Origin of the sequence: Burkholderia sp. BE12 (assembly GCF_002959955.1) — a bacterium.
GTDB lineage: Bacteria > Pseudomonadota > Gammaproteobacteria > Burkholderiales > Burkholderiaceae > Burkholderia.
This window is the reverse complement of record NZ_PREY01000003.1, coordinates 26,215-51,857: the sequence shown is the minus strand read 5'-3', so window position 1 is coordinate 51,857 and position 25,643 is coordinate 26,215. Positions and strand designations below refer to the sequence as shown.

The following is a 25,643-nucleotide window of genomic DNA, read 5'->3' as shown; positions in this document are numbered from 1 at the left end:
CTGGCGGCGGCGCTCAATCCTCGAGCGGCCGGTGCGCGGTCTCGCGCGCGACGACGAGTGCGATCGACGTGACGACGAGCGCAGCGGTGACGTACAGCGACACGGCCGTCGTCGTGCCCGTCTGCCGGAACAGCGTGGCGATCACGAGCGGCGCGAAGCCGCCGCCGACGATGCCGGCGAGCGTGTACGCGAGCGACGCGCCCGCATAGCGCACGCGCGTCGGGAACTGTTCGGTCACGAACGCGCCCTGCGGGCCGTACATCACCGCATGGATCACGAGGCCGATCGCGACGGCCGCGACGATCGCCGCGGGGCGCGCCGAATCGAGCAGCGCGAAGAACGCGAACGCCCACACGATGCCGGCGAGCGCGCCGGCGAGATACACGGGCCGACGGCCGAAACGGTCCGACAGCGCGCCGAAGAACGGCACCGCGAGTGCGTTGCAGGCCGTGCCGATCATCACGGCCGTCAGCGCGACGGGGCGCGACAGGTGCAGCACGGTCGTCACGTAGGTCAGCGTGAACACGACGATCAGCGCATACAGCACGTCCGAACCGATCCGCGAGCCGCCCGCGATCAGCAGGCGCTTCCAGTGGTACTTCAGCACGTCGGCGACGGGCACTTCGGCGGTCGCGTGCGATTCGGCGAGCTGCTCGAACTGCGGCGTTTCGTCGACGCCGCGCCGCAGCCAGAAGCCGAACACGACGAGCAGCGCGCTGGCCGCGAACGGCACGCGCCAGCCCCACGACAGGAAGGTGTCGGACGTGGTGGACAGCGTGACGAGCGCGATGCAGCCGGTGCCGAGCAGCGTGCCGAACGACGGGCCGATCTGCGTCCACGATGCGGACAGCCCGCGCCGTTTCTGGTCGCCGTGCTCGACCGACAGCAGCACCGCGCCGGCCCATTCGCCGCCGAGCGCGACGCCCTGCACGAAGCGCAGCGCGACGAGCAGGATCGGGCTCAGGATGCCGGCCTGCGCATAGGTCGGCAGCGCGCCCATCAGCGCGGTCGTCACGCCCATCAACACGAGCGTGAGCATCAGCACCGCGCGGCGGCCGATGCGGTCGCCGAGGTTGCCGAACACGAAGCCGCCGAGCGGGCGCGACACGTAGCCAACCGCATAGGTCGAGAACGCGAGGATCGTGCCGGCCAGCGGATCGACCGACGGAAAGAACAGATGGTTGAAAACGAGCGCGGCGAGCGTGTTGTAGATCGTGAAGTCGTACCACTCGAGCGACGTGCCGATCATGCTCGCGGTCGCGAGTCGGCTGTTGCGGACACGGCGGGGCGCGTGGGCGGCGGGCTGGGCGAGAGTGCTCATGGTATCGGGCAGGTCGTGACGTAGGACGGGATGAAGCGCGGGGCCGGTGTCGGCGTCCGGCGTTCAGGCAGGCAGGGCGGCAGCGCTGGCCGGTTCGGCGTCGGTGTCGCGTCGCCGGGCAGGCAGCGGCGCGGCGGCGCGCCACAGCAGGTCGAAGGTGCGCACGTCGTCGTGCCCGGCGAGTGCGGCGGCGACGCGACGCGTGGCCGCTGCGTCGCTGCCTTCGATCAGCACGAGCGCATCGGCGGCCGGGCGAGCGGCCGCCGCGGCGCCGATCGGCGCGGACAGGTCCGGTGACGTGCGGAAGAGCCGCGCGGCGTGGATGCCCGGTTCGTGCAGCGCGGCGTCGAAGCGCTCGCGCAGGTGCGGCACGTCGATGCGGTCCGGCGGCAGCACAAACAGCGCGAGATGCGCGCCTTCGCCGTCGCCGGCCTCGATCGTCAGCTCGCCGACGCGCCGCTGCGTGCCCGTCATGCGCTCGAAGTTCGCGAGCGACCACGCGGTCTGCTGCGTGAACGCGCGCCGGTACGCGTCGCCCCGGAACACGTCGAGCGCCTCCGTTACGTACAGCGCGAGGTACCGGCGCGGGCCGCCGTCGGTCGCACGAAACCGCCGCGCATGCGTGAAGCCGGGAATCGCGACACGCTCCTGCATGTGCTCGCGGTCGTACCACGCGTTGAAATCGGCTTCGTGCGCGGGGTCGATATCCGTCCAGACGCAAAGCTGGCCGTGCGGAAGGGAAAGGCGGGTCATCGCGGGGTTCCTCGTGACGGGGGTGTCAGGAACCGCAGTGTCCCGAAGACGGGCCGCGCCCGTCCAACAAGAAAACAAATTCGCGGTGAACAGGTTTTCTTATGAGCGGCGCGGGCGGCGTTTTGCGGCGGGTGTGGCAGGCGAGGCGGCTTTCGCCGTGCGTTTCGTTTTGGCCGACGTGTTCGTTTTTGTGGCGGTTGCCTTGCGCGTGGGCGCTGCGTCGGCGCGATCGGGGGCGGCCGGCTTCGCGAGGTTCGCGGCGGCCGCCATCGCGCGCGCGACTTCGCTCGCGAGTTCCGCGATACGCGCGGCGACCGGCAGCCCCTGGCTGCGGTACGTCGCGACGAGCGGCAGCGCCGGGAATTCGGGCTCGACGTCGAGCAGTTCGAGCGTGCCTTCGTGCAGTTCGCGCCCGATGATCGCGGGCGGCAGCGCGGCCACGCCGAAGCCGTCGGCGACGAGGCGGATCATCGCGGCGACCGACGTGATGCAGTTGATGCTGGCCGGCCGTTCGACGGCCGCGAACAGCCGCTCGATCGTCGCGTGCGGCCCCGAGTGGCGCGAGAAGCTGATGATCGGAAACCCGGCCAGACGCGCGACGTCGAGCGGCTGGCCGCCGAGCCCGAGGCGCGGGCTCGCGGCCCAGCGCACCGGGAATTCGCACAGCGGCAGGTTCGTGAAGTCCGGCCCCGGCACCGGGTCGGTCTGCAGAATCAGGTCGACGCCGTCGGTACTGAGCAGGCGGATCAGGTGCAGCGTCGTGTCGCTCGTGATCTCGACGTCGAGGCGCGGATAGCGCTCGCGCAGTTGCGCCATCAGCGCGGGGAACCAGCTGTGCACGATCGATTCGATCACGCCGATCCGGATCAGGCCCGCGTCGCTCGCCGCGTCGATGTCGCGCCGCATTTCGCCGTCGAGCCGCACGATCCGCTCCGCGTAGGCCAGCATGCGCCGGCCCGCGGGGGTGAGCGTGGCCGAGCGCGTGTTGCGGTCGAACAGGCGCACGTCGAACGCTTCCTCGAGCGACGCGATGCGGCTCGACACGGCCGCCTGCGTCGTGTGCAGTTTCTCGGCCGTGAGCCGGAAGTTTTCCAGCTTCGCGAGCCAGACGAAGGTTTCCAGAAACCGGATGTTCATCGAATTCCGAACGGTGAGGCGGTGCCGCGCCAGGCGGCGGATCGGGACGATGTTAATGGATTCGGGAGCGGGCCGGCACGCGCGACGCCTTCCGGCGGCGTCAAAGCCGGTCGAACGCGAGCGTCGGCACGTCGACGACCGTCGCGCCGCCGTCCGCGACGAGCGTCGCGCCGGTCACGAACGATGCGTCCGGCGACGCGAGGAATTCGCAGACGGCCGCAATCTCGTCGGGATCGGCCGCGCGCCGCAGCGGCACGTCGACGCTGACGCGGGCGTACGCATCGCCGAGCGAATCGCCGTGCGCGGCCATCAGCGGTTCCATTTCCGCATCGGCCATCGGCGTGCGGACCCAGCCGGGGCAGACGGCGTTCGCCCGCACGCCGTGCGGGCCGTAGTCGCGTGCGAGCGATCGCGCAAGCCCGAGCAGCGCGTGCTTGCCGACCGTGTAGCCGCATACGCCGGGGCCGGCCGCGAGCGCGGCGATCGACGCGACCAGCACGATATTGCCGCGCTGCGCGATCAGGTCGGGCAGGCACGCGCGCGCGCTGACGAACGCGGTGTCGAGGTTCGCGTGCATCGCGTCGCGCCACTGCGCGTCGTCGGTTTCGTTCGCGCGGCCGATGCCGTGGCCGCCCGCGCATGCGACGAGTGCATCGACGCGGCCGAAGCGTTCGGCGATGCGCGGCAGGAAGCCGGCCCAGTCGGCGGTGCCGGCGGCGTCGCCCGCGAGCGCGAGGCCGCCCGTTTCGGCGGCGAGCGCGTCGAGTGGCGCCGGGCGGCGGCCGATCAGCACGACGCGGTCGCCGCGACGGGCGAAGCGGCGCGCGCACGCGGCGCCGATACCGGTGCCTGCGCCGGTGATCGCGATCGTGCGGGGTGGCGGGTGCGTCATGTCGTTCTCCGGAAAGGGGGCGTTCCGGCCACTTTATGCGGCGCGGGCGTGCACCGGTATCCGCCGAAAGGATGAACGCGGGTCGTCCGGACGGCCGGGCGCGGCGGCCGAGTACTTTCCAAAACCGAAAGGAGCCTGGAGGAGTGAGCGCTGCACAAGAGAGCCAGCCCAGACCCTCGCTCAGGCTCCTGTTCCACTGGAAAGCGCCGACATTGCTCATTTTGCAAAGGCTGACGATGTCCGCCGCCGAATCGCTCTATCCTCCACATTTTTGCGATAAGCCGCGAAAGCCCGGCAAAATAGCGCGAGCGGGCGAGCGGGCGAGCGGGCGAGCGCAGCGGCGCTCGGCGCGTCGGCGCGTCGGCCGACCGGTTCCGTCGTACGAATGGAGCGGCAGGCGGGATCGGCGCGAGCGGGCGTCCGATGCGCAGGCATCGCGTCCGCCGACGGCTCGTGTCGCCACGGCATATCGCCCGGTTGCGCGCTGGCGCGGCCGGACCATCGACAAAAGAACAGGGAGGGGCCGGCAATGAGGCTGGACGACGAAAGAGAAAGCGCCAACGTCGAGGATCGACGGGGCGCCGGCGGGTTCGGCGGCGGGCGCGCGACGATCGGCATCGGTACGATCGTGGTCGCGCTGGCCGCATCGTATTTCTTCGGGATCGACCCGCGCGTCGTGCTCGAAGGCGCGTCGGCGCTGCAGGGGCGCCAGCAGCAGGCGCAGCCCGCGCCGACCCAGCGCCAGGGCGCAGCGGCGAACGATCCCGGTGCGGTGTTCACGCGCAAGGTGCTCGGCAATATCGAACGCACGTGGACGGGCGTGTTCAACACGCAGCTGCACGCGCAATACGAACCGCCGAAGCTCGTGATGTTCACGAACTCGACGCCGACCGCGTGCGGCACCGGCCAGACCGCGATGGGGCCGTTCTACTGCCCGGGCGACCGCAACGTGTATATCGATCTCGGCTTCTACGACGAGTTGCGCAAGCGTTTCGGCGCGGGCGGCGATTTCGCGCAGGCCTACGTGATCGCGCACGAAGTCGGCCATCACGTGCAGAACCTGCTCGGCATTGCCGACAAGGTCGACGCCGCGCGCCGGCGCTCGAGCCAGGCGCGCGCGAATGCGCTGTCGGTGCGGATGGAGTTGCAGGCCGACTGCTTTGCCGGCGTGTGGGCGAACAACGCGCAGCGCGCGAACCAGCGGCTGATGGAACCGGGCGATTTCGAGCAGGGGCTGAAGGCCGCCGCGGCGATCGGCGACGACCGGCTGCAGCAGCAAGGGCAGGGCTACGTCGTGCCCGAAAGCTTCACGCACGGCACCAGCGAGCAGCGCGTGTACTGGTTGCGGCGCGGGATGGAGTCGGGCGAGGTGAGCGCCTGCGACACGTTCGCCGCGAACGCACGCTGACGTTGACGTACCTGGGGCGTTCGCGCACGTCGAGGGCGGTCGTGCGTGAACCTCCGTTGCGGTGGCCCGGTCGCGCGTCGGGCGCTACTTGCACCAGACCTTCGCCTGATCCGCTTCAGGCAAGCTGTCCGGGTGATCCAGGCAGATCACTGCCGCGCCCGGATAACGAACGACACCCCGGGCAAACCGGCACCGTCAGTAGACCGCCGGAACGCCGGGCGGGCGGTGCTTGAAGCGTCGATGCACCCAGTAATACTGTTCCGGAAATCGCAAGATCTGCGCCTCGAGAAACGCGTTCATTCTCCGTGCATCGGTCGTGTCGCTTTCGGACGGGAAATCGCTGAGCGGCTCGAAGATGGTCAGCTTGTATCCCTTGAAATTCGGCAGCACCTCCGTCACGAACGGTACTACCCGCGCATGGCCCAGGGTTGCAAGCCGCGAGACGGAGGTCAGCGTGCAGGCGGGAACGCCGAAGAACGGGACGAACACGGAGTTGTCGATGCCGTGATCCATGTCCGCCGCGAGCATGACCGGTTTGCCGGCGCGAAGTATTCCCAGGATCTTTCTGGCGCTCGTGGAACGTTCGATCATCTCCGCGCCGAATCTGCCGCGTTGTCGCTTTGCGAGGTCGCAGAGACGCGCGTTCGACATGCGTGTGTACAGCGCCGCGACAGGAAACTGCATCGAGTACAGCATGCATCCGACCTCGATGCCCACGAAGTGGAACCCCATGAAGATGGTCGGTGGCGCATCCTTGTCTTCGAGATCGATCCTGCTGTCGATCTGGACGATATTCCTTATTGCCTGCGCACTGCCGAACCACTGAATGCCGCGTTCGAGATAGCTGCGGACAACCTGCCGAAAATGATTCTTCGCAAGATCGTTGTACTCACGTTCGGTCTTTTCCGGGAAGCAAAGGCGCAGGTTGACGAATACGATATGTTTGCGGCGGCTCGGAAGCGCATATAAGGCTGCCCCGAGGACACTGCCAAGCCTGGCGACCAATGGGTACGGCAGGACCGAGAAAGCGCGCAGCAGCGTGACGACGAGGGCGTGACCGAGTTGTTTCAAGAATTTTTCCTGAGCACCATGCGGGAATGTTGCCGTTCGCTAACGACGAACGTCCATTGAGGGGAATGACGGAAGCAGCGTCGTCGCTTTGGCGCGCCAGGTCGCGGCGCCGCGCCGCGGGATAGAAAATCGCCTCTGGACGGAATTTCCCGTCCTGGTCGACGCGATGGCTGGTGAGATGAAGGTGGATGCCTCGAAGCGACAACGAGGAGTTCGCCGCGAGCGAGCGCATTATCACATGCTTGGTCGGGTGTCCTGTCTTGTTTTTGTCTGCTCGCCGATCATTTCCCGCCGGTCGGATACCGGCAGCGACCGGGCCGCTCGCGGCTGCTTCCCGGGTGGCTGACGTGAGCGGAGGCAGTCACTTCGGGCGATCGGCGCGGCGATTTGCCGATTCGGGCTCACGGACGCGTGGCCGCCGCGCGTAGGCTGGCCCGGTTTTCGTCGCATTTGCCCGTCCGCCGATACCGTTCATGCCGAGCCTCCCCCTCCCTGCCGATTCGGACGCCGCCGACTGGCGGCGCGCGCTGCGCGCATGCGTGGACGCGTTCGACGCGTTCGCGAGCCCGTCCGCGATCGTGTTCTACCGGCTCGACGCGAGCGGTGAACCGGCCGATTTCGAGCTGTTCGGGATGCCGGAGTCGATGCATCGGACCTATGTTGCCCGCTACCGGATGCTCGATCCGCTGCATCCGTCGCGCTGCGCCGTGGGCGTCGGTGCGGTCGTTACGCTCGCATCGCAATTGCCTGACGAAAGGCGTGAAGCGTCCGCGTACTGGACCCGTTTCCTGCGGCGGCACGACGTGGCGGACGTCGTCGAGATCTGGCTGCGCGACGCGGGCCGGACGGTGGGGGCGTTCTCGTTGCTGCGCTTCGGGAGCGGCGCAGCGGGCGGCGGCGTGGCCGGGAATGGCATGGCAGGCCGGTTCGCGCCCGGCGAGATCGACGCGCTCGCGCGGCTGCAGCCGGTCGCCGAAGCCGCGCTGACCCCGCTGCTGCGCGCGCGGCGCGGAATTCACCGGATCGGCTGCGAAGAGCGGCTGACGTACCGCGAGGAGCAGATCGCGCGCCTCGTGCGCGACGGCCGCTCGAACAAGGAGATCGCACGCGATCTCGCCCTTGGCCAGCCAACCATCAAGACTCACCTGATGCGCATGTACCGCAAGCTCGGCGTGTCGAATCGCACGGAGCTGGTCGGGGCGTTGTTTCTGTAATCGTTTCGTAAGCTATCCGACCTGCCCGCGGCGATATCGAGCCGGTTGCCGGCCTCGATCGGACGGGGTTCGAACCCGGTCCTCTCAGCGTCCCACGCGCTGCCAATTTGCGCTCACCGGGCGCGATCGCCCGTCGATACAGTGGTCCGACGCCCGCGTGCCTCACCGGCACGCGGTCCAGCCACGACAATCAACGAGACGCCCATGAGCAACACGAACTTCGTCGCCGTCAGCGACACCGTGCGCACCTTCGTTGCGCGCGATTTCGGCCTCTTCATCGATGGTGCAATGCAGCCCGCGCACGCGGCCGCGCGGCTCGACGTGTACGACCCCGCCACGGGCGAGCGGCTCGCGACCGTCGCCGATGCGGACGCACACGACGTCGACCGCGCGGTCGCCAGCGCGAAACACGCGTTCGACGCGCGCGTCTGGAGCGGGTTGCGGCCGGCCGACCGCGAACGCATCCTGCTGAAACTCGCGGACCTGATCGAAGCCGACGCCGAAACGCTCGCGCAACTCGAAACGCTGAACCAGGGCAAGTCGATTCACGTGTCGCGCGCGATCGAAGTCGGCGCGAGCGTCGAATACGTGCGCTACATGGCCGGCTGGGCGACCAAGATCACCGGCCAGACGCTCGACGTGTCGATCCCGTTCCCGCCCGGCACGCGCTATACGGCCTATACGCGCAAGGAGCCCGTCGGCGTGGTCGCCGCGATCGTGCCGTGGAATTTCCCTCTGATGATCGCGGTGTGGAAGCTGATTCCCGCGCTGGCGGCCGGCTGCACGATCGTGCTGAAGCCGTCGCCGGAAACGCCGCTCACCGCGCTGCGCCTGGCCGAGCTCGCGCGCGAAGCCGGCGTGCCGCCCGGTGTGTTCAACGTCGTCACGGGCGGGCGCGTCTGCGGCGCGGCGCTCGCGAGTCACCCGTCGGTCGCGAAGATCTCGTTCACGGGGTCGACCGCGACCGGCAAGCTGGTCGGCGCGGCGGCCGTGCAGAACATGACGCGCTTCTCGCTCGAACTCGGCGGCAAGAACCCGATCGTGATGCTCGACGACGTCGACGTCGCGCAGGCGCTCGACGGGGTGGCGGCCGGCGCATTCTTCAATCAGGGGCAGGTATGCGCGGCCGCGTCGCGCATCTACGTGCATCGCAGCAAGTTCGCGCAACTCGCCGACGGTCTCGCGGGCGTCGCGCAGTCGATGAAGCTCGGCGCGGGCCTCGACACCACCGCGCAGATCAATCCGCTGGTCTCCGCGCACCATCGCGACAAGGTCGTCGAGCACATCGAAGGCGCGCGCCGCGCGGGCCTCACGTTCCTCGCGGGCGGCACGCCGGCCGACGATCTGCCCGGCTATTACGTGAAGCCGGCCGTGATCGCCGACCCGCACCCGGACAGCGCGATCGTGCGCGACGAGGTGTTCGGCCCGGTGATCGTCGTCGTGCCGTTCGACGACGCGGCCGACGCGGTGCGCCTCGCGAACGCGTCGCCGTACGGCCTCGCCGCGAGCATCTGGAGCAACGACCTGAAACGCGTGATGAACCTCGTGCCGCGGATCGAGGCCGGCACCGTGTGGGTGAACTGCCATATCCCGCTCGATCCGTCGATGCCGTTCGGCGGCTACAAGCAATCGGGCATCGGCCGCGAATTCGGCCAGTACGCGATCGAAGGCTTCACCGAAACCAAATCCGTCTGCATCGCGCACTGACGCGCGACGCTCGAACCCGAACGAACCCGAACGAACCCGAACGAACCCGATTCGATCCGACAGTGGAGATTGCAATGAGCTACAACGAAGCAAAGTTCTGGCACCCGATGCTGCACCCGAACGAAATGAAGCAGCGCAAGCCGATCCGCATCGTGCGCGGCGACGGCTGCTACGTATTCGACGAGGAGGGGCGCAAGCTCGTCGACGGCGTCGCGGGCCTGTGGAACGTGAACGTCGGCCACAACCGCCAGGAAGTGAAGGACGCGATCGTGCGTCAGCTCGACGAGCTCGAATACTTCCAGCTGTTCGACGGCATTTCGCATCCGCGGGCCGAGGAGCTGTCGAAGAAGCTGATCGACATGCTCGAACCGGAAGGGATGCGCCGCGTGCTGTACAGCTCGGGCGGCTCCGATTCGATCGAGACCGCGCTGAAGATCGCGCGCCAGTACTGGAAGGTGCGCGGGCAGGCCGATCGCACGAAGTTCATCTCGCTGAAGCAGGGTTATCACGGCACGCATTTCGGCGGCGCGTCGGTGAACGGCAACACGGTGTTCCGCCGCAACTACGAACCGAACCTGCCCGGCTGCTTCCACGTCGAGACGCCGTGGCTGTACCGCAACCCGTTCACGCGGGATCCGGAGGAACTCGGCCGGATCTGCGCGGAGATGCTGGAGCGCGAGATCCAGTTCCAGAGCCCGGACACCGTCGCCGCGTTCATCGCGGAGCCGATCCAGGGCGCGGGCGGCGTGATCGTGCCGCCGGCCAACTACTGGCCGCTGGTGCGCGAGGTGTGCGACCGCTACGGCGTGCTGCTGATCGCCGACGAGGTCGTGACGGGGTTCGGCCGCAGCGGCAGCCTGTTCGGTAGCCGCGGCTGGGGTGTGCGCCCGGACATCATGTGTCTCGCCAAGGGCATTTCGTCGGGTTACGTGCCGCTCGGCGCGACGGTCGTGAACGCGCGGATCGAGGACGCGTTCGCCGCGAATGCCGATTTCGGCGGGGCGATCATGCACGGCTACACGTACGCCGGCCACCCGGTTGCATGCGCGGCCGCGATCGCGAGCCTCGACATCGTCGTGAAGGAAGACCTGCCGGCGAATGCGGCGAAGCAGGGCGCGTATCTGCTCGAGGCGCTGCAGCCGTTCGCGGAACGCTTCGCGGCGGTCGGCGAGGTGCGCGGCAAGGGGCTGATGCTCGCGCTCGATCTCGTCGCGAACAAGGACACCCGCGAGCCGATCGATCCGCTGTCGGGCTATGCGAACGCGGTCGCGGAAGTCGCGCGCGAGAACGGCGTGCTGGTGCGTCCGGTCGGCACGAAGATCATCCTGTCGCCGCCGCTCGTGATCCAGCGCGAACAGCTCGACCGGATCGTCGACGCGCTCGCGGCCGGCTTCGAGGCAGTACCGTTCGCATGACGGCGTGACCGCTCGACGGCAAACCCGCGGCGGCGGGTAAACGCCATCGCGGGTTTGCCGATTTGCGCTATGACTGGATTATTTTGCCTGCGTATTTTTTCGACATCGGATCACGGTGTGATCGACAGGGGGCCCGGGTCTCGCAGTGCTGACGCACCGCCCGGGGCCGACCGCGAAGCATCTGGCCCCGGCCGCTGACGAAGCGCCGGTTCAGGCCAACCAACGAAGGAGACAACGATGTCGGGATGGTCGGGAATGACCGGCGCCGCGGGCGATACGTCCGCCGGCTCGCCGGCTGAAGCGGGCGGCGGCGCCGCATTGAAGGCGGGCGCCGTCGGTTTTCCGACCGCGCTGGCGAGCGCCGTCGGCCTCATCATGGCGAGCCCGGTGATCCTCACCGCGACGTCGGGCTTCGGGATGGGCGGCTGGGCGTTCGCGGTCGCGATGATCATCGCGTTCGTGATGATGCAGGCGCAGGCGACCACGTTCTCCGAAGCCGCCGCGATGCTGCCGACGGCCGGCTCGGTTTACGATTACCTGTCGTGCGGGCTCGGCCGCTTCTGGGCGATCACCGGCACGATTTCCGCGTATTTCCTTGTGCACGTGTTCGCCGGCACGGCGGAGACGATCCTGAGCGGCATCATGGCGCTCGTGAACTTCGAATCGCTGAACGCCGCGTTCGAGAAGCACAACAGTTCGTGGCTCGTCGGCGTCGGCCTCGTGGTCACGTTCGCGATCACCAACATCGTCGGCATCAAGGTGTTCAGCAAGCTCGAGATCGTGCTGACGGCCGGCATGTGGCTGTCGCTGATGATCTTCGGGATCCTCGGGCTCGCGGCCGCGCCGGCCGTGCATCTCGACGGCTGGTTCGGCGGCTCGGAAGTCGGCACGTCGATCCCGGCCGTGCTGTCGCTGGTCGGGATGGCGATGTTCATGTTCGTCGGCTGCGAGTTCGTCACGCCGCTCGCGCCGGAAATGAAGGCGCCGGGCCGCACGATCCCGCGCGCGATGTCGATCGGCCTCGTCGGCGTCGCGATCTGCATGTTCCTGTACGGCGCGGCGATCCGCCGCCAGGTCGCGAACGTGCCGGTGAGCGCCGACGGCCTCACGCACCTGCTCGACACGCCCGGCGCGATTCCCGCGTTCGCGCTGCAGGTGCTCGGGCCATTCGGCCGCGTGTGGTTCGGCATCGCGTTCCTGTGCGCGGGCGCCGCGACGATCAACACGCTGATGGCCGGGCTGCCGCGGATTCTGTACGGGATGGCGATCGACGGCGCGCTGCCGCGCTGCTTCGCGTACCTGCATCCGCGTTTCAAGACGCCGGTGGTCGGCATCGTCGCGTCGGCGATCGTGCCGATCTTCCATGCGTGGCTGATCAACGGCAATCTCGACAGCATCCTGCATCTCGTGCTCGCCGCGACCTGCGCGTGGGGTACCGCGTACCTGCTCGTCACCGCGTCGGTCGTGATGCTGCGTATCCGCCGCCCGGACCTGCCGCGCCCGTATCGATCGCCGTGGTTCCCGCTGCCGCAGATCGTGTCGAGCGTCGGCATCGTGCTCGCGATCTGGTACATCACGCCGCCGGGAATGAACGCGCGCGACATCTACGTGCCGTTCGGCGCGATGCTCGGGCTCACAGCGCTGTATGCGCTGTTCTGGACGCTCGTCGTGCAGCGCCGGCATCCGTTCAAGCCGGTGCCGGTGGAGGACGTGCTGCGCAACGAGCACGTCGCGTCGTGAAGGCCGTACTCGCCCGGTGGCGCGCGGCGCCCGATGCGCCGCCGCCCGGTCACCGTCCCGGCGCGATCGCCGCGCGCGTGCTCGCCGATCTGCGGGCCGTGCGCGATGCCGAGGGTGTCGGCGGCGTCGGCGGCGTCGGCGTCGGTGGCGCCACGGCGCGGCTGTCGAACGGCGTGCGCGTGAGCCTCGACGAGCGCGTCGAGCGCCAGTTCCTGATGCATACGGTCAGCGTGAAGGTGACGGCGGCCGCCGACGGCCCGACCGCGCAGGGCAGCGCGCGCGTGCGACAGACCGGCTGGCTGCGTCGCACCGGCATCGATGCGGTACCGGTGCCCGGATGCGACCCTCTCTTCACCGACACGCTGGCCGCGCTGGTCGCCGAGCCGGCGCTCGTCGACGCGCTGCGGCCGCTGCACCTGACCGACTGCGCGATCGACGCGCGCGACGGCCGCTGGACGCTCGCGATCGTGCCGTTCGGCGGTAGCGAGGTCGTGAACCGGATGCCATCGTTTCGCCGCTATGTCAGGCTGATCGACGAACAGGCCGCCGCGCTGTCGGCGGCCTGTCTTGCATTCGAAACCGCACTACGCAGGATTTTGCGAGGGTAAGCTATGGCGATGCGCGCCGTGCGAACCCGGCGGCCGCATCCAGTACCCAAGGGTTTTACCGGAGACGCCGATGCTGTTCCAGTCACGCTCACACGAAGACGTGCACGATCACGGGCTCGCGATCGCGGGCTGGCATCAGGTCTACCGTCAGATGACCCCCGGCCGCTTCAAGGGCACCGTCACGCAGGTGCTGTACGACGATTTCCACTTCTTCCGCGAGACGACCAACCGGCGTGTCGCGCAAACCGGGCTCGCGCCGCTCGGGCGCACGTCGCTCGCGGTGCCGCTGTCCGTACCGCTCGCCGGTACGTTCCAGGGGCAGCCGGTCGACGGCTATGCGCTGCTCGCGCTGCGCGCCGGCGAGGATTTCGAATTCCACACGCCGGAAGGGATGGGGCTCGTCGGGATCAGCGCGGCGTCCGACATGGTCGACGAGCTGTGCGAAGCCGAATTCGGCGCGGCCGCCGCGCGCAGGCTGCGGCACGTGACGCGGCTGTCCGATGCGCAGGGCGTCGCGCTCGGCGTGCGGCTGTCGGCGCTGATCGACGATGCCCAGCGCAACCCGGGCTGCCTCGAATATGCGGCCACCCGCAGGATGTTTCGCGACGCGATGCTCGGCATGTTCCTCGATGCGCTCGAACAGGGCATCGGCGTCGAGCGCCGCGACATCACGTACGCCACCTACAGCGATATCGTGAGCCGCTGCGAGAAGCATCTGCGCGAACGCCCCGAGGAACCCGTCACCGTGCTCGAACTGTGCCGCGCGCTGCGCTGCAGCCGCCGCACGCTGCAAACGAGCTTTCAACGCGTGGCCGACGTCACGCCGGTCGGCTACCTGCGCACGATCCGGCTGAACGCGGTGCGTCGCCTGCTGCGCACGACGCCGGTGCAGCAGCTCGGCGTCGGCGAAGCCGCCGCGAGCTGGGGCTTCACGCACCTCGGTTATTTCGCGCGCGAGTATCGCGACCTGTTCGGCGAGCTGCCGTCGCAAACCCTGCGTCCCGAATGACCTGCTCGCGCCGCGACGGCGCCGCCGTATCGCCCGTCCTCCTCACCGTTTGCTGATTTGGGATAGAGGTCCGGAATTTTCGCTGGATAAAGTCCTGCCACCCATATCGACAACACCATCGATTTGCACTGCGAACCGATGAACATTGAGGGGCGGGACATGAAGAACGGACGACGACTGACCGCGGCCGCGGCAGCGGCCATGCTGGGTTGCCTGCACGCGCACGCGCAGACTTCGGGGAGCGTGACGCTGTACGGCACCGTGGACACCGGCATTATCTACTCGACCAACCAGCAGTTCATGCGCACCGACGGCAGCACGGGCGGCGGCCATGCGTGGCAGATGGGCGGCGGCAACCTTGTGCCGTCGCGCTTCGGCTTCCAGGGCGCCGAGCCGCTCGGCGGCGGCCTGAATGCGGTATTCACGCTCGAGCAGCAGTTCCTGTCGGCGAGCGGGCAGGCGCTGCAGGGCGGCACCGCATTCAGCCGGCAGGCATGGGTCGGGCTGCGCCAGGACGGGGTCGGCACGCTCGGCCTCGGCCGGCAATACGACTCGTACACCGACATGCTCGGTGCGTACGTGTCGAGCAACAACTGGGCGACGCCGTACGGCTCGCATCTCGGCGACGTCGACAACCTGAATGCCGCATTCAACTTCAACAACGCGGTGAAATTCACCAGCGCCGATTTCAACGGGCTCACGTTCGGCGGCACGTTCAGCTTCGGCGGGCAGGCCGGCGATTTTTCCGCGAAGCGCGGCTATGCGGTGGCTGCGACGTACACGCGTGCGCCGGTGGCGTTCTCGGTCGGCTATCTCGACCTGCATCAGCCGCTCGACGCGGCGCTCGGCGGCGCGAGCGGCTATATCGGCGATTTCGCGTGCAGCAACCCCGGCGCGATGTATTGCCTGCTGCAGGATGCCGGCTCGATGCGCGCGTTCGGCGCGGGTGGGTCGGTCACGTTCGGCGCGGCGACGCTCGCGCTGACCTACACGCATACGCGTCTGGGCGACAGCCGTTATTTCTCGACCGCCGCGCAGCCGCGCACGCAGGCGTTCACGTTCGACATCGGCGAGCTGAACGTCACGTACATGTTCACGCCGGCGCTGCAAGGCGGCGTCGCGTACATCTTCAACGCCGCGCATACGGACGGGCGCGGCACGACGCGGTTCCACCAGCTGAACGTCGGCACGAACTACAGCCTGTCGAAGCGCACGGCGCTGTATGCGGTCGCGATCGGACAGATCGCGAGTGGCACGGGGCTGGGCACCGATGCGGACGGCAACGCGACGAACTATGCGCAGATTCCGGTGCTCGCGAACAGCAATTCGAGCCGCCAACTGGCGGTGATGGCCGGGATTCGTGTGAACTTTTGACTTGAACGGCGGGCGGGGGCACGCCGGTCGCGTGCCGTCGTGCGGTCTTCATGCGCGTGGGCGGCATCGGGCGATTGATGGAAAGCCTTGCTTGAAAAAAACCATCCGTATGCTTGACTGAATGGACCCGGATTGACGGAATGCGCGCATCAGGTTGCCCGGCTTGCGGCTTGCCACAATACCTTCACGGTCTGCGTGAACAATGGCGACGCTTCAGGCGACCTGGCCTGTCGCCGGCGTTGCACACGTGTGAAACGCATGACTGTTCCGCTCCATACGCCGATCGAGAGAGACCCATGACCTTGCTGAGCCGCCTGCGCGCGCTGTCCGCCGCCCTTGCGCTGTCCTTCGCCGCCACGCACGCCGTGGCCGCCGATCTCGTCATCGCAGGCCGCGACGACATCTACGGCAAGGGGCTGGCCGACGCCGTCGCCGGCTTCAACAAGCTGCACCCGGGCACCGAGATCGAACTCCTCAAGCTGCCGAACGCGAACCTGTACCAGAAGCTCAAGCTGTCGATGCGCGAAGGCACCGGCGCCTACGACCTCGTGATGATGGACGACACGTGGGCGCCCGAATTCATCGGCAACGGCTGGCTGAAGCCGCTGCCCGCATCGTTCGCGGACGCCGATCTCGTGCCGTCCGCCGTCGCGCTCGGCCGCAATGCGGCTGGCGCGCTGTACGCGTTGCCGATCGTCGGCAACGTCGAGATGTTCGCGTACCGCAAGGATCTGCTCGCGAAGTACAAGCTGCAACCGCCGCGCAACTGGGACGACGTGCTGAAGATCGCGCAGACCGTCGGCGGCGCGGACAAGAGCGTGTCGGGCGTCGTGTTCCGCGGCACGAAAGGCAACCCGGTCGTCACGGGCTTCCTGCCGATCCTGTGGGCGTACGGCGGCGACGTGTTCGACCATGCCGGCAACGTGACGATCGATTCGCGCGAAGCGCAGGCCGCCCTGAAGACGTTCCTCGCGCTGAAGGCGTTCGCGCCGAAGGACGTCGACGTGTACGGCGCGGCCGAAGTGCGCGACGCATTGCAGCGCGGCACGGCCGCGCAGTCGATCGAGGTGTGGCCTGCGTGGGTGCCGGCGCTCGACGATCCGAAGCAGTCGCGCGTGGTCGGGCAGATCGCGCTGCAGCCGCCGCCGGGGCAGACCGCGGGCCCGGCGCCGATGCTCGGCATCTGGCAGATGGGCATTCCGAAGGACGCGCCGCACGCGAAGCTCGCGCAGGATTTCCTCGCTTACCTGAGCGCGCGCGATACGCAGACGCGCCTCGCCGGCATCGGCATTCCGCCGACGCGCCGCAGCGTCTTCAACGATCCGGCGCTGGTGCGCCAGTATCGCTGGTATCCCGATCAACTGAAGGCGCTCGAGGCCGGCCGCGCGCGGCCGCGCGTGAAGGACTGGCAGCAGGTCGAGAGCATTCTCGGCGCTCAGTTGCAGCTCGCATTGACGGGGCAGGCCGCGCCCGATGCCGCGCTGCGCCAGGCGCAGCAGAAGATCGCGCAGGCGACGGCCGCGGCCGGCAAGTGACCGCGCACGTCAATCCGTCGGCCAGGGAGGCCGCATGAAAGCGTTCGGCCGCGGCCTGCCGTTCGTCGCGCTGCTCGGGCCGGCGCTGCTGGTGCTCGCCGCGCTTGCGCTGTATCCGGTCGCGCAGGTGCTGATCGACTCGTTCTGCCGGGTCGATTACTCGGCCGGCCGCCGCGCGTTCGCGGGGCTGGCGAACTATCGCGCGGTGCTCGCCGACGACGCGTTCACGGCCGGCTTCGGCAACACGCTGCGCTTCACGATCGTCGCATCGCTCGCCGAAGTCGCGCTCGGTTTCGGCCTCGCGCTGCTGTTCGTGCGCGCGTTTCCGGGGCGGCGTATCGCGCTGCCGCTCGCGATCCTGCCGATGATGCTGTCCACGCTCGTGTGCTCGGCGATCTGGCGCAACTGGCTGAACTTCGACGGGTTCCTGAACGCGCTGCTCGCGGCGTTCGGCGTCGACGGCGTGCGCTGGCTGTCCGATCCGCACCTCGCGCTATGGTCGCTCGCGCTCGTCGACGTGTGGCAGTGGACGCCGATGGCGTTCCTGATCGTGCTGGCCGGGCTGCAGTCGATCCCGCAGGAACTGTACGAAGCCGCACGCACCGACGGCGCGAGCGAGTGGCAGTGCCTGCGCGACATCACGCTGCCGCTCGCGGCGCCGCAGATCGGCCTCGCGCTGCTGCTGCGCTCGATCGACACGTTCAAGCTGTTCGACAAGGTCTATGCGCTGACGGGCGGCGGCCCCGGCAATGCGACGCAGACGCTGTCGACCTACATTTACGACACGGGCTTCCGCTTCTTCAACGTCGGGCCGGCGAGTGCCGCGTCGGTGCTGATGCTCGCGGCATCCGCGCTGCTGGTCTCGGGGTACGTATGGCAGACGGTTCGCAAGCGGCGCGCATGACGACGCAATCGGCGGGCATCTCGCGCGCACGAACGGGCGCGGTACTCGGTCACGCGATGCCGTGGGCGCTGCGCGTCGTCGCGCTCGCGCTATTGCTGCTGCCGTGCCTGTGGATGGCCGGCGCGGCCTTCATGCCGACACTCGAACGCCTCGATCATCCGTTGCGGATCTGGCCTGCCGCACCGACCGTCGAGCATTTTGTGTCGGTGTGGTCCAACGGCATCGGCGCGCCGCTCGCCAATTCGCTGCTGGTCGGCTTCGGCACGACGCTGCTCGCGCTGGCGCTCGCGTTTCCGGCCGCGTACGCGCTCGTGCGGCTGCGGTTTCCGGCGCGGCTCGACCTGCTGTTCCTGGTGCTCGTGCTGGCGTTGAAGCTGATGCCGCCGATCACGATCGCGGTGCCGCTGTTCGCGCTCGCGAAGCGGCTGCACCTGCTCGATTCGACGCTCGGCCTGATGCTCGCGTATCAAATCTACGCACTGCCGATGGCGATCTGGATGCTGCTCGCGTTCGTGCGCGACGTACCGATCGAATACGAGGAAGCGGCGTGCATCGATGGCGCGGGGCTCGCGCGGCGGCTCGTGCAGATCGTGCTGCCGCTGTGCGCGCCGGGGCTGATCGCGACCGCGATCTTCGTGTTCATCGCGGCCTGGAACGAATTTCTGATCGCGCTGCTGTTCGTGTCGACGCCGAGCCGCTTCACGCTGCCGCTCGCGATTGCCGGCTACGTGACGGAGAACGGCATCGACTGGGGCGACCTGATGAGCGCGGGGCTGATGGCGTCGCTGCCCACGCTCGCCGTGGCCGGCTATGTGCAGCGCTACCTGTTGCGCGGGTTCGCGGGCGGGTTGAAGTGACGCGCGGCGCGGCCGCGCCCGGTCCGGCGTCGTTACGCGCAACTGTCCCGCACCACCTGCGTGACCGGTACGACGCACGTGCGCGACGGGCCGTCGAACGTCTGCATCCGGTCGGCGAGCAGGTCGATCGCCGCGTGCGCGAGGCCGCGCGTGTCCTGCCGCAGCGTCGTCAGCCGATACGCATCGTATTCGGCGGCGGGGATGTCGTCGAAGCCGATCACGCGCAGATCCTCCGGCACGCGCAAGCCGAATTCGCCGCGCGCGACGTCGATCACGCCGAGCGCGAGCAGGTCGGACGAGCAGAACACGCCGTCGGGCCGCTCGCCGGTCGCGAACAGTTGCCGCGCGGCGTCGATCCCGCTGGCGTGGGTGTCGGACGGCGTGTCGAGCACGCGTACGAGCGTCGCGTCGAACGCGTCGCGTTGCCCGATCGCCTGCTCGAACGCCACGGCGCGCGACCGCGCGCTGTAGCTCGCGCCGCGCGGCCCGACGAACGCGAGCCGGCGCGCGCCGGCCCGCACGAGCCGCTGCGCGGCATGGGCGGCGCCCGCCGCGTTGTCGCTCACGACCACATCCGCGCCCGGCAGGTTCGCTTCGCGGTTGATCATCACGACCGGAATCCGGTGTTCGAGATACTGCTGCGCGACCGACAGCGGCGGCGATGCGGACGTCATCACGAGGCCCGCGATCCGGTAGCTCAGCAGTTGTTCGAGCGATTGCCGCACCTGGCGCGGATCTTCCGCATTGGTCACGAGCGGCGTGAACGCGCGCTGCCCGAGCGCGGCCATCAGGTCCGACAGCAGCCGCGCGCGGAACGGGTTCTCGAACCCGGCCGTCACGACGCCGATCATGCTGCTGCGCTGCGTGATCATGTCGCGCGCGATCAGGTTGACCTGGTAGCCCAGCGCACGCGCGGCGACCATCACGCGCTCACGTGTTTGCGGTGCGATGCTTGCCGCCGGCGAGAACGCGCGCGACACTGCTGAACGCGAGACGCCGGCCCGCGCCGCGACGTCCGCCGCGGTGACCCACGGTTTTCTTTCCTTGTCATTCATCGATTCATGATCCCTTCGAGCCACGATACGTGCATGCCGCCTGCCGACTGGATGTCGGCGCTCGACGACGCGCGGCTGCTGCATACGCTGACCCTACCGGGCAGCCATGACACCTGTGCGTATACGGTCGACGATCGGCTGGTGCGCACGCAGCGAGCGCCGCTCGATGCGCAGCTCGCACATGGCGTGCGGCTGCTCGACATCCGCTGCCGGCACGTGCGCGATGCATTCGACATCCATCATGGCGGCATCGCGCTCGGCATGACGTTCGACGACGTGCTGGCAACCTGTACGCGCTTTCTCGATACGCATCCGCGCGAATGCATCGTGATGTCGGTGAAGGACGAGTGGCCGGCGCAGGCGTGCACGCGCGGTTTCGATGCGACGTTCGACGCGCATCGCGCGCGGCATCCGCGGCTGCGCTGGCATGCCGGCGGCGCGCTGCCGACGCTCGGCGACGTGCGCGGCGCGGTCGTGCTGTTGCGGCGCTTTCGCAGCGGCCGGCCGCTCGGCATCGACCTGACCGCGTGGCCCGACAACGCGACGTTTACGATCGACCATCCGGACGGTGCATTCGTGATTCAGGACGAATATCGCGTGCCGGTGGCCGCGTCGATCGCGTGGAAGTGGCGCGCGATCGACGCGTTGCTGACGCATCTGCCGTTGCCGGACAGCGGCCGCTGGGCGCTCAGTTTCTGCAGCGGAACGGGGATGGGGGCGAATCCGTCGGTGGTCGCATTCGGCGATGGCCGCGTGCAGGGCATTCATGCGCGACTGGCCGAGCGCTTGCGCGAGCAGCGCGGCCCGTACGGCGCGGTGCTGCTCGATTTCTGCGACGACGACGACTGGGCGCTGGTGCGTGCGCTGATCGAATGCAACGATCATGTGCCGGCGCCGGGCACGTGGCGCAAGGCGTTTCGCTGTTAGTTAGCGAAGATTCGCGTTGAAGAATGCGAGTGCCTTCGCGTCGAACGAGGCGTGGAACGCGGTGCGATCGAATCCCTTTGCGTCCGTGCAGATGTCGGGCGCGTCGTGGGCCAGTTGTTCGGGGCACGGCGCGAGAAACGCGAAATGCGCGGAATTCGGCACGACGTGGAAGTCAGGCCGTTGCGGCAGCAGCGCGGCCAGCGCGGGGGCCGTGTCCGGCTCCACGCCGTCGCCGCCTGCCTCGGACGCCCAGAGCTGGATCGGTGCATGCACGTCCTTTAGCGTATCGGCCGTCGGGAATTCGTCGAGCGGATCGGCGAGCACGTAGGCCTTGATGCGCGGGTCGTGCGTCAGCGGCGCCTTCGGCAGGTCGCCGGCCCAGATCTGCTTGCAGATCGGCCAGGTCGGGTCAGGGCAGGCGACCGGCGCGTGTGCGAAATCCGGATTGCCGCCGGCGAGTACGAGGCCCGTATACCCGCCGCGCGAAAAGCCGAAGAAACCGACGCGCGCCCGGTCGATGTGCGCGGCATCCGGCGCGTGATCGAGCATGTAGTCCACCAGGCGCTTGATATCGGCCGGCCGCTCGACGAAGTCCTGCAGGTCGGTCGCGCGGCTCATGTCGGAGAACGTGTCGCCCGGATGGTTGATCGCCGCGATGACGAAGCCTGCATTGGCGAGCGTTTCGGCCAGATCGTGGTGGCCGAGGAATGTGCCGCCATGACCGTGCGAGATCACGACGAGCGGAAGCTTGTCGCCGGCGGTCGGGCAGTCGCGACGTCCTTTCAGTGTGTAAGGGCCGACCGTGAGCGTTTGCATCGCCTCCGCGCACGGCGTCCACACGATCGCACGCAACTCGGGGCCGGATGCATCGGCGGGGATCCGGACGAACTTGACACCGGCCGCGTGCGCGACCGTGGCGGACAGGCAGAGCAGGACAGTCGATAGCCAGGTTTTCATGTCGATTCCCGAGGCGACGGACAAACGGAGGCGCGATGCGCGCCGCCCGGCGGCTTACCGCGTCGCGATCGCCACCGCGGCGCCGGCCATCGCGGTCGCGCTCGTGCGGTTCGCGATCCGCTTCGCGCGTGCCGAGGTGAGCAACGCACGCGCACGCGACGCGAGCAGCGACCAGAAGCAGTCGGCGAGAATCAGGATCGCCAACATCGTGCCGACGAGTTCGGCCCACGCGACGATGCCGACGTGCGTCAGATCGACGATCGTCGGCAGCAGCGCAAGATAGAACAGCATGATCTTCGGGTTGCCGAGCGTGACCAGCATGCCCGCGACGAACATGCGCCACGGCGACTGGCCGCGCGGCAGGTCGTCCCCACCCGTATCGGTCGGCGCGCTCCACATCTTCCACGCGAGGAACAGCAGGTATGCGACGCCGAGCAGCTTGAGCACGATCAGGCCCGTTGCGAACGTGCGCACGAACGCGGACAGCCCCGCGACCGCGAGCGTGAGCCACAGCGCTTCGCCGAGCCACATGGCGGCGAGGAACGGCAGCACGTCGCGCACGCCGTTCGTCAGCACGCGCGCGACGAGCGCGGCGACGCTCGGGCCGGGCGTGCCGGCCGTGACGAGCAGTGCGAAGGCGAAGACGGCGAGTGCGGACAACGTCATGACGGACCTCGTGGATCGGGCGTTCGAAATCGTTCGAAACGATACGTATGAAGTTTCGATTATAGTGACGGCCGTTCCAGACCGCCTGCCCGAATTGCCGTCATGCCTGCATCGATCCTGATTCGCCCCGCCACGCGGGAAGACGCGGCCGCGATGGCCGCCGTGGAAGTCGCCGCCGCGCAGCGGTTTCGCACGATCGGCATGGATGATATCGCCGACGGCGAGCCCACCGATGCGGCCGCCGTGCTGGTGCGGATCGACGACGGTCGCGCGTATGTCGCGGTCGATCCGCACGGCACGTGCATCGGATTCGCCTTCTACCGGCTGCTCGATGCGCAGCGGTTGTATCTGGAGGAACTGGACGTCGCGCCGTCGCATGCCGGACAGCGGATTGGCGCACGTCTCATCGAACGTGTGATGGCGCACGCGGCGCGGGAGCATATCGAGCAGGCGGTGCTGTCGACGTTCCGCGACGCGCCATGGAACGCGCCTTACTACGCACGCCTCGGTTTCCGGATCATCGACGATGCGGCGCTCGACGACGCGCTGCGTGCGATCCGCGCGCACCACGTCGCGCTCGGTCTCGACGAAACGCGGCGCGTATTCATGCGTGCGGACGTGCACGCCTGAGCACGCGCCGTCGTGCCGTCAGGCCGCGTCGCTCAGCGCCGGGTAGTCGGTGTAGCCTGTTTCGCCTTCCGCGTAGAACGTCTCTGGCACCGGCTTGTTGAGCGGCGCACCGATTTCGAGGCGGCGCGGCAGGTCCGGGTTCGCGATGAACAGCTTGCCCCAGGCGATCGCGTCGGCGCTGCCGTTCGCGAGCGCGGCCTGCGCGGTATCGAGCGTGAACTGCTCGTTCGCGATCAGCGGGCCGCCGAACGCTTCCTTCAGGCGCGGGCTCAAGTGGTCGCCCGAATACGATTCGCGCGTGAAGATGAACGCGATCTTGCGGCGGCCGAGTTCGCGCGCGACATAACCGAACGTTGCCGCCGGATCGGAGTCGCCCATCGTATGCGCGTCGCCGCGCGGTGCGAGGTGCACGCCGACCCGGCCGGCGCCCCACACGTCGATCGCCGCGTCGACCACTTCGAGCATCAGGCGGGCGCGATTCTCGATCGGGCCGCCGTACGCATCGGTGCGGTGATTGGTGCTGTCCTGCAGGAACTGGTCGAGCAGGTAGCCGTTCGCGCCGTGAATCTCCACGCCGTCGAAGCCCGCTGCCTTCGCGTTCTCGGCGCCCTTGCGGTACGCGGCGACGATGCCCGGAATTTCGTCGAGTTCGAGCGCGCGCGGCGTCACGTACGGACGCTGCGGACGCACGAGGCTCACGTGGCCGCCCGCGGCGATCGCGCTCGGCGCGACCGGCAGGTCGCCGTTCAGGAACATCGGATCGGAGATCCGGCCGACGTGCCAGAGTTGCAGCACGATGCGCCCCCCCGCCGCGTGCACGGCCTGCGTGATCTGCTTCCAGCCTTCGACTTGCTCGTCGGACCAGATGCCGGGCGTGTCGGCATAGCCGACGCCTTGCGGCGTGACCGACGTCGCTTCGGTAATGATCAGGCCGGCCGATGCGCGCTCGGCGTAGTAGCGCGCCATCAGCGCGTTCGGCACGCGCGCCGCGCCCGCACGGGAGCGGGTGAGCGGCGCCATCACGATGCGGTTCGGCAGGGTCAGGTCGCCGAGGGTAACGGGATCGAACAGTGTGGGCATGGCAAATAACCTCTTCACGAAAGGCGGGGAAGCCATCGCGTCATGTGCGATGGCGCCCCGCATGGCCGGTTCGGCCGTTGGCTAGAGTTCGCGGCGCAGGGCGTCGAGAAATGCGTCGATGACGGCCTCGTTGCGCCGGAAGAACGCCCATTGGCCGATCCGCGTCGACGTCACGAGCCCCGCGCGCTGCAGCGTGGCGAGGTGCGCGGAGACGGTCGACTGCGACAGCCCGCAGCGCGCGTCGATCTGGCCCGCGCAGACACCGTGTTCGTACGGCAGCGTCTGCTGCGGAAAATGCTCGCCGGGCGTTTTCAGCCAGACGAGGATCTCCCGGCGCACGGGGTTCGAGAGCGCTTTCAGGATCGCGTCGATGTCGAGTTCGGTCGGCATGGAAAGGGTGGGTGTTTCGATCAGGCAAACGGGTATCGTCGATGGGCGAATCTTATATCGTATTTCTACGATATGCTTGAAAGCACTGTCGGCAATGGGGTTGATAGCGTGCGGCGATCGCGGGGACGGATCAACGGCGGGCGAAGCGCGTTCCACGTGGCCGCCGGTTTCAGGCCATCTCGTCGACGATTCCCTATCGCCACCCGCGTAACATACGTGCCATCGCGCTTTGCATATGGAGTCGTTCATGCCTGTTCGGGCCGTCATATTCGATTTCGACCTGACGCTGGCGGATTCGTCCGCCGCGATCATCGCGTGCACTGAATATGCGCTGCATCAGCTCGGAGCCGCCGGCCCGACACCCGCGCGGATCGGCGCCGTGATCGGACTGCCGCTGCCGGACATGTTCCGTTCGTTGACGGGAGACACCGGTGCGGCGCGGGCCGATGCGTTCGCGCGGCATTTCGTGGCGCGCGCCGACGAGATCATGGTGCCCGGCACCCGTATTTATCCCGAAGTGCCGCCGCTGCTTGCGGCGTTACGCGAGCAAGGGCTCGCCATCGCGATTGTGTCGTCCAAGTTTCGCTACCGGATCGAGGCGATTCTCGAACGCAATGGCTTGCAATCGTTTGTCGACGTGCTGATCGGCGGGGAAGACGTGCAGCGCCACAAGCCGGACCCGGAAGGGCTCGTGCAGGCACTGGCGCGGCTGGGCTTGCCGGCTGGGGCGGCGATCTACGTCGGCGACCACGCGGTGGACGCGCAGGCGGCCGATCGCGCCGGCGTGCCGTTCGTCGGCGCGGTGAGCGGCATGACGTCGTTCGACGCGTGGGCGCGCGCCGGCAAGCAGGCGGTGCCGACGCATATCGGCGAACTGGCCGGCATCGTGCAGCGGATGCAGCGTCGAGCGGGCGAAGCGTGCGCCGACGCCGAACCGGGGGCGCAACCGGCCGGCTGACCCGTTTTCCGTAACGGGCGACACCGAGCGACGGA

24 protein-coding genes are annotated in these 25,643 nt (G+C 68.4%); 14 read left to right on the top strand and 10 right to left on the bottom strand.

Annotation, left to right across the window (positions count from 1 at the left end):
* Positions 1-13: 13 nt before the first annotated feature.
* The 4 genes from C4B30_RS03975 to C4B30_RS03960 form a co-directional block, all read right to left on the bottom strand.
* A complete protein-coding gene (locus tag C4B30_RS03975; protein WP_373558214.1) occupies positions 14-1,249 on the bottom strand; it encodes an MFS transporter in 1,236 nt (411 codons plus the stop codon).
* 135 nt (positions 1,250-1,384) lie between these two features.
* Complete coding sequence (locus C4B30_RS03970; RefSeq protein ID WP_105131822.1) at positions 1,385-2,074, bottom strand: DUF4286 family protein; 690 nt, start codon at positions 2,072-2,074, stop codon at positions 1,385-1,387.
* 99 nt (positions 2,075-2,173) lie between these two features.
* Complete coding sequence (locus tag C4B30_RS03965) at positions 2,174-3,211, bottom strand: LysR family transcriptional regulator (protein ID WP_105131821.1); 1,038 nt, start codon at positions 3,209-3,211, stop codon at positions 2,174-2,176.
* Positions 3,212-3,311: 100 nt separating this feature from the next.
* Positions 3,312-4,103, bottom strand: coding sequence for an SDR family NAD(P)-dependent oxidoreductase (locus tag C4B30_RS03960; protein WP_105131820.1), 792 nt, complete (start codon positions 4,101-4,103; stop codon positions 3,312-3,314).
* 529 nt (positions 4,104-4,632) lie between these two features.
* On the opposite strand from C4B30_RS03960, the gene ypfJ reads away from it, so the two are divergent.
* Positions 4,633-5,511 (top strand): KPN_02809 family neutral zinc metallopeptidase, encoded by an 879-nt coding sequence (gene ypfJ, locus C4B30_RS03955; RefSeq protein ID WP_089502039.1) that lies wholly within the window; start codon positions 4,633-4,635, stop codon positions 5,509-5,511.
* 195 nt (positions 5,512-5,706) lie between these two features.
* On the opposite strand, the gene C4B30_RS03950 is transcribed toward ypfJ, so the two are convergent.
* Positions 5,707-6,582: a lipid A biosynthesis lauroyl acyltransferase gene (locus C4B30_RS03950; RefSeq protein ID WP_105131819.1), complete on the bottom strand. Its 876-nt coding sequence runs from the start codon at positions 6,580-6,582 to the stop codon at positions 5,707-5,709.
* 473 nt (positions 6,583-7,055) lie between these two features.
* On the opposite strand from C4B30_RS03950, the gene C4B30_RS03945 reads away from it, so the two are divergent.
* The 10 genes from C4B30_RS03945 (at position 7,056) to C4B30_RS03900 (ending at position 18,945) form a co-directional block, all read left to right on the top strand.
* Positions 7,056-7,796 carry a helix-turn-helix transcriptional regulator gene (locus tag C4B30_RS03945; RefSeq protein WP_105131818.1) on the top strand — a complete coding sequence of 247 codons (741 nt, stop codon included), beginning with the start codon at positions 7,056-7,058 and terminating at the stop codon, positions 7,794-7,796.
* Between the two features lie 204 nt (positions 7,797-8,000).
* Positions 8,001-9,503 carry an aldehyde dehydrogenase family protein gene (locus tag C4B30_RS03940; protein ID WP_105131817.1) on the top strand — a complete coding sequence of 501 codons (1,503 nt, stop codon included), beginning with the start codon at positions 8,001-8,003 and terminating at the stop codon, positions 9,501-9,503.
* 74 nt (positions 9,504-9,577) lie between these two features.
* Positions 9,578-10,918: an aspartate aminotransferase family protein gene (locus C4B30_RS03935; RefSeq protein ID WP_027781051.1), complete on the top strand. Its 1,341-nt coding sequence runs from the start codon at positions 9,578-9,580 to the stop codon at positions 10,916-10,918.
* A 237-nt stretch (positions 10,919-11,155) separates the two neighbouring features.
* Positions 11,156-12,658 carry an APC family permease gene (locus C4B30_RS03930; protein ID WP_105131816.1) on the top strand — a complete coding sequence of 501 codons (1,503 nt, stop codon included), beginning with the start codon at positions 11,156-11,158 and terminating at the stop codon, positions 12,656-12,658.
* Complete coding sequence (locus C4B30_RS03925) at positions 12,655-13,266, top strand: DUF3156 family protein (RefSeq protein ID WP_105131815.1); 612 nt, start codon at positions 12,655-12,657, stop codon at positions 13,264-13,266. Before C4B30_RS03930 ends, C4B30_RS03925 begins: the two co-directional genes overlap by 4 nt.
* 70 nt (positions 13,267-13,336) lie before the next feature.
* Positions 13,337-14,275, top strand: coding sequence for a helix-turn-helix domain-containing protein (locus tag C4B30_RS03920; protein WP_105131814.1), 939 nt, complete (start codon positions 13,337-13,339; stop codon positions 14,273-14,275).
* Between the two features lie 159 nt (positions 14,276-14,434).
* Entirely contained in the window at positions 14,435-15,649 is a 1,215-nt protein-coding gene (locus tag C4B30_RS03915) for a porin (RefSeq protein ID WP_105131813.1), read from the top strand.
* Between the two features lie 296 nt (positions 15,650-15,945).
* Complete coding sequence (locus C4B30_RS03910) at positions 15,946-17,184, top strand: ABC transporter substrate-binding protein (RefSeq protein WP_105131812.1); 1,239 nt, start codon at positions 15,946-15,948, stop codon at positions 17,182-17,184.
* 34 nt (positions 17,185-17,218) lie between these two features.
* Positions 17,219-18,088, top strand: coding sequence for a carbohydrate ABC transporter permease (locus tag C4B30_RS03905; protein WP_105131811.1), 870 nt, complete (start codon positions 17,219-17,221; stop codon positions 18,086-18,088).
* Complete coding sequence (locus C4B30_RS03900; RefSeq protein ID WP_105131929.1) at positions 18,085-18,945, top strand: carbohydrate ABC transporter permease; 861 nt, start codon at positions 18,085-18,087, stop codon at positions 18,943-18,945. Before C4B30_RS03905 ends, C4B30_RS03900 begins: the two co-directional genes overlap by 4 nt.
* Positions 18,946-18,977: 32 nt before the next feature.
* On the opposite strand, the gene C4B30_RS03895 is transcribed toward C4B30_RS03900, so the two are convergent.
* Positions 18,978-20,000 (bottom strand): LacI family DNA-binding transcriptional regulator, encoded by a 1,023-nt coding sequence (locus tag C4B30_RS03895; RefSeq protein WP_105131810.1) that lies wholly within the window; start codon positions 19,998-20,000, stop codon positions 18,978-18,980.
* 6 nt (positions 20,001-20,006) lie between these two features.
* On the opposite strand from C4B30_RS03895, the gene C4B30_RS03890 reads away from it, so the two are divergent.
* Complete coding sequence (locus C4B30_RS03890) at positions 20,007-20,927, top strand: phosphatidylinositol-specific phospholipase C (protein WP_158683375.1); 921 nt, start codon at positions 20,007-20,009, stop codon at positions 20,925-20,927.
* Here C4B30_RS03890 and C4B30_RS03885 read toward each other — a convergent pair whose 3' ends face one another.
* Complete coding sequence (locus C4B30_RS03885) at positions 20,928-21,884, bottom strand: alpha/beta hydrolase family protein (RefSeq protein WP_027781041.1); 957 nt, start codon at positions 21,882-21,884, stop codon at positions 20,928-20,930.
* A 54-nt stretch (positions 21,885-21,938) separates the two neighbouring features.
* Positions 21,939-22,550, bottom strand: coding sequence for a LysE family translocator (locus tag C4B30_RS03880; RefSeq protein ID WP_105131808.1), 612 nt, complete (start codon positions 22,548-22,550; stop codon positions 21,939-21,941).
* A gap of 102 nt (positions 22,551-22,652) precedes the next feature.
* On the opposite strand from C4B30_RS03880, the gene C4B30_RS03875 reads away from it, so the two are divergent.
* Positions 22,653-23,180: a GNAT family N-acetyltransferase gene (locus C4B30_RS03875; RefSeq protein WP_105131807.1), complete on the top strand. Its 528-nt coding sequence runs from the start codon at positions 22,653-22,655 to the stop codon at positions 23,178-23,180.
* 18 nt (positions 23,181-23,198) lie between these two features.
* Here C4B30_RS03875 and C4B30_RS03870 read toward each other — a convergent pair whose 3' ends face one another.
* Entirely contained in the window at positions 23,199-24,260 is a 1,062-nt protein-coding gene (locus C4B30_RS03870; protein WP_089502020.1) for an alkene reductase, read from the bottom strand.
* Between the two features lie 81 nt (positions 24,261-24,341).
* Positions 24,342-24,650, bottom strand: coding sequence for an ArsR/SmtB family transcription factor (locus C4B30_RS03865; protein WP_027781035.1), 309 nt, complete (start codon positions 24,648-24,650; stop codon positions 24,342-24,344).
* 247 nt (positions 24,651-24,897) lie between these two features.
* On the opposite strand from C4B30_RS03865, the gene C4B30_RS03860 reads away from it, so the two are divergent.
* Complete coding sequence (locus tag C4B30_RS03860) at positions 24,898-25,608, top strand: HAD family hydrolase (RefSeq protein ID WP_105131927.1); 711 nt, start codon at positions 24,898-24,900, stop codon at positions 25,606-25,608.
* The last annotated feature ends 35 nt before the right edge of the window (positions 25,609-25,643 follow it).

Excerpts from the sequence above, each read along its gene's own strand:
- C4B30_RS03880 (WP_105131808.1), bottom strand. The coding sequence starts at position 22,550 with ATGACGTTGTCCGCACTCGCCGTCTTCGCCTTCGCACTGCTCGTCACG.
- C4B30_RS03910 (WP_105131812.1), top strand. The coding sequence starts at position 15,946 with ATGACCTTGCTGAGCCGCCTGCGCGCGCTGTCCGCCGCCCTTGCGCTG.
- C4B30_RS03905 (WP_105131811.1), top strand. The coding sequence starts at position 17,219 with ATGAAAGCGTTCGGCCGCGGCCTGCCGTTCGTCGCGCTGCTCGGGCCG.
- C4B30_RS03935 (WP_027781051.1), top strand. The coding sequence starts at position 9,578 with ATGAGCTACAACGAAGCAAAGTTCTGGCACCCGATGCTGCACCCGAAC.
- C4B30_RS03965 (WP_105131821.1), bottom strand. The coding sequence starts at position 3,211 with ATGAACATCCGGTTTCTGGAAACCTTCGTCTGGCTCGCGAAGCTGGAA.
- ypfJ (WP_089502039.1), top strand. The coding sequence starts at position 4,633 with ATGAGGCTGGACGACGAAAGAGAAAGCGCCAACGTCGAGGATCGACGG.
- C4B30_RS03920 (WP_105131814.1), top strand. The coding sequence starts at position 13,337 with ATGCTGTTCCAGTCACGCTCACACGAAGACGTGCACGATCACGGGCTC.
- C4B30_RS03890 (WP_158683375.1), top strand. The coding sequence starts at position 20,007 with ATGATCCCTTCGAGCCACGATACGTGCATGCCGCCTGCCGACTGGATG.
- C4B30_RS03930 (WP_105131816.1), top strand. The coding sequence starts at position 11,156 with ATGTCGGGATGGTCGGGAATGACCGGCGCCGCGGGCGATACGTCCGCC.
- C4B30_RS03865 (WP_027781035.1), bottom strand. The coding sequence starts at position 24,650 with ATGCCGACCGAACTCGACATCGACGCGATCCTGAAAGCGCTCTCGAAC.
- C4B30_RS03970 (WP_105131822.1), bottom strand. The coding sequence starts at position 2,074 with ATGACCCGCCTTTCCCTTCCGCACGGCCAGCTTTGCGTCTGGACGGAT.
- C4B30_RS03870 (WP_089502020.1), bottom strand. The coding sequence starts at position 24,260 with ATGCCCACACTGTTCGATCCCGTTACCCTCGGCGACCTGACCCTGCCG.
- C4B30_RS03875 (WP_105131807.1), top strand. The coding sequence starts at position 22,653 with ATGCCTGCATCGATCCTGATTCGCCCCGCCACGCGGGAAGACGCGGCC.
- C4B30_RS03960 (WP_105131820.1), bottom strand. The coding sequence starts at position 4,103 with ATGACGCACCCGCCACCCCGCACGATCGCGATCACCGGCGCAGGCACC.
- C4B30_RS03945 (WP_105131818.1), top strand. The coding sequence starts at position 7,056 with ATGCCGAGCCTCCCCCTCCCTGCCGATTCGGACGCCGCCGACTGGCGG.
- C4B30_RS03915 (WP_105131813.1), top strand. The coding sequence starts at position 14,435 with ATGAAGAACGGACGACGACTGACCGCGGCCGCGGCAGCGGCCATGCTG.
- C4B30_RS03900 (WP_105131929.1), top strand. The coding sequence starts at position 18,085 with ATGACGACGCAATCGGCGGGCATCTCGCGCGCACGAACGGGCGCGGTA.
- C4B30_RS03940 (WP_105131817.1), top strand. The coding sequence starts at position 8,001 with ATGAGCAACACGAACTTCGTCGCCGTCAGCGACACCGTGCGCACCTTC.
- C4B30_RS03895 (WP_105131810.1), bottom strand. The coding sequence starts at position 20,000 with ATGAATGACAAGGAAAGAAAACCGTGGGTCACCGCGGCGGACGTCGCG.
- C4B30_RS03975 (WP_373558214.1), bottom strand. The coding sequence starts at position 1,249 with ATGATCGGCACGTCGCTCGAGTGGTACGACTTCACGATCTACAACACG.
- C4B30_RS03885 (WP_027781041.1), bottom strand. The coding sequence starts at position 21,884 with ATGAAAACCTGGCTATCGACTGTCCTGCTCTGCCTGTCCGCCACGGTC.
- C4B30_RS03860 (WP_105131927.1), top strand. The coding sequence starts at position 24,898 with ATGCCTGTTCGGGCCGTCATATTCGATTTCGACCTGACGCTGGCGGAT.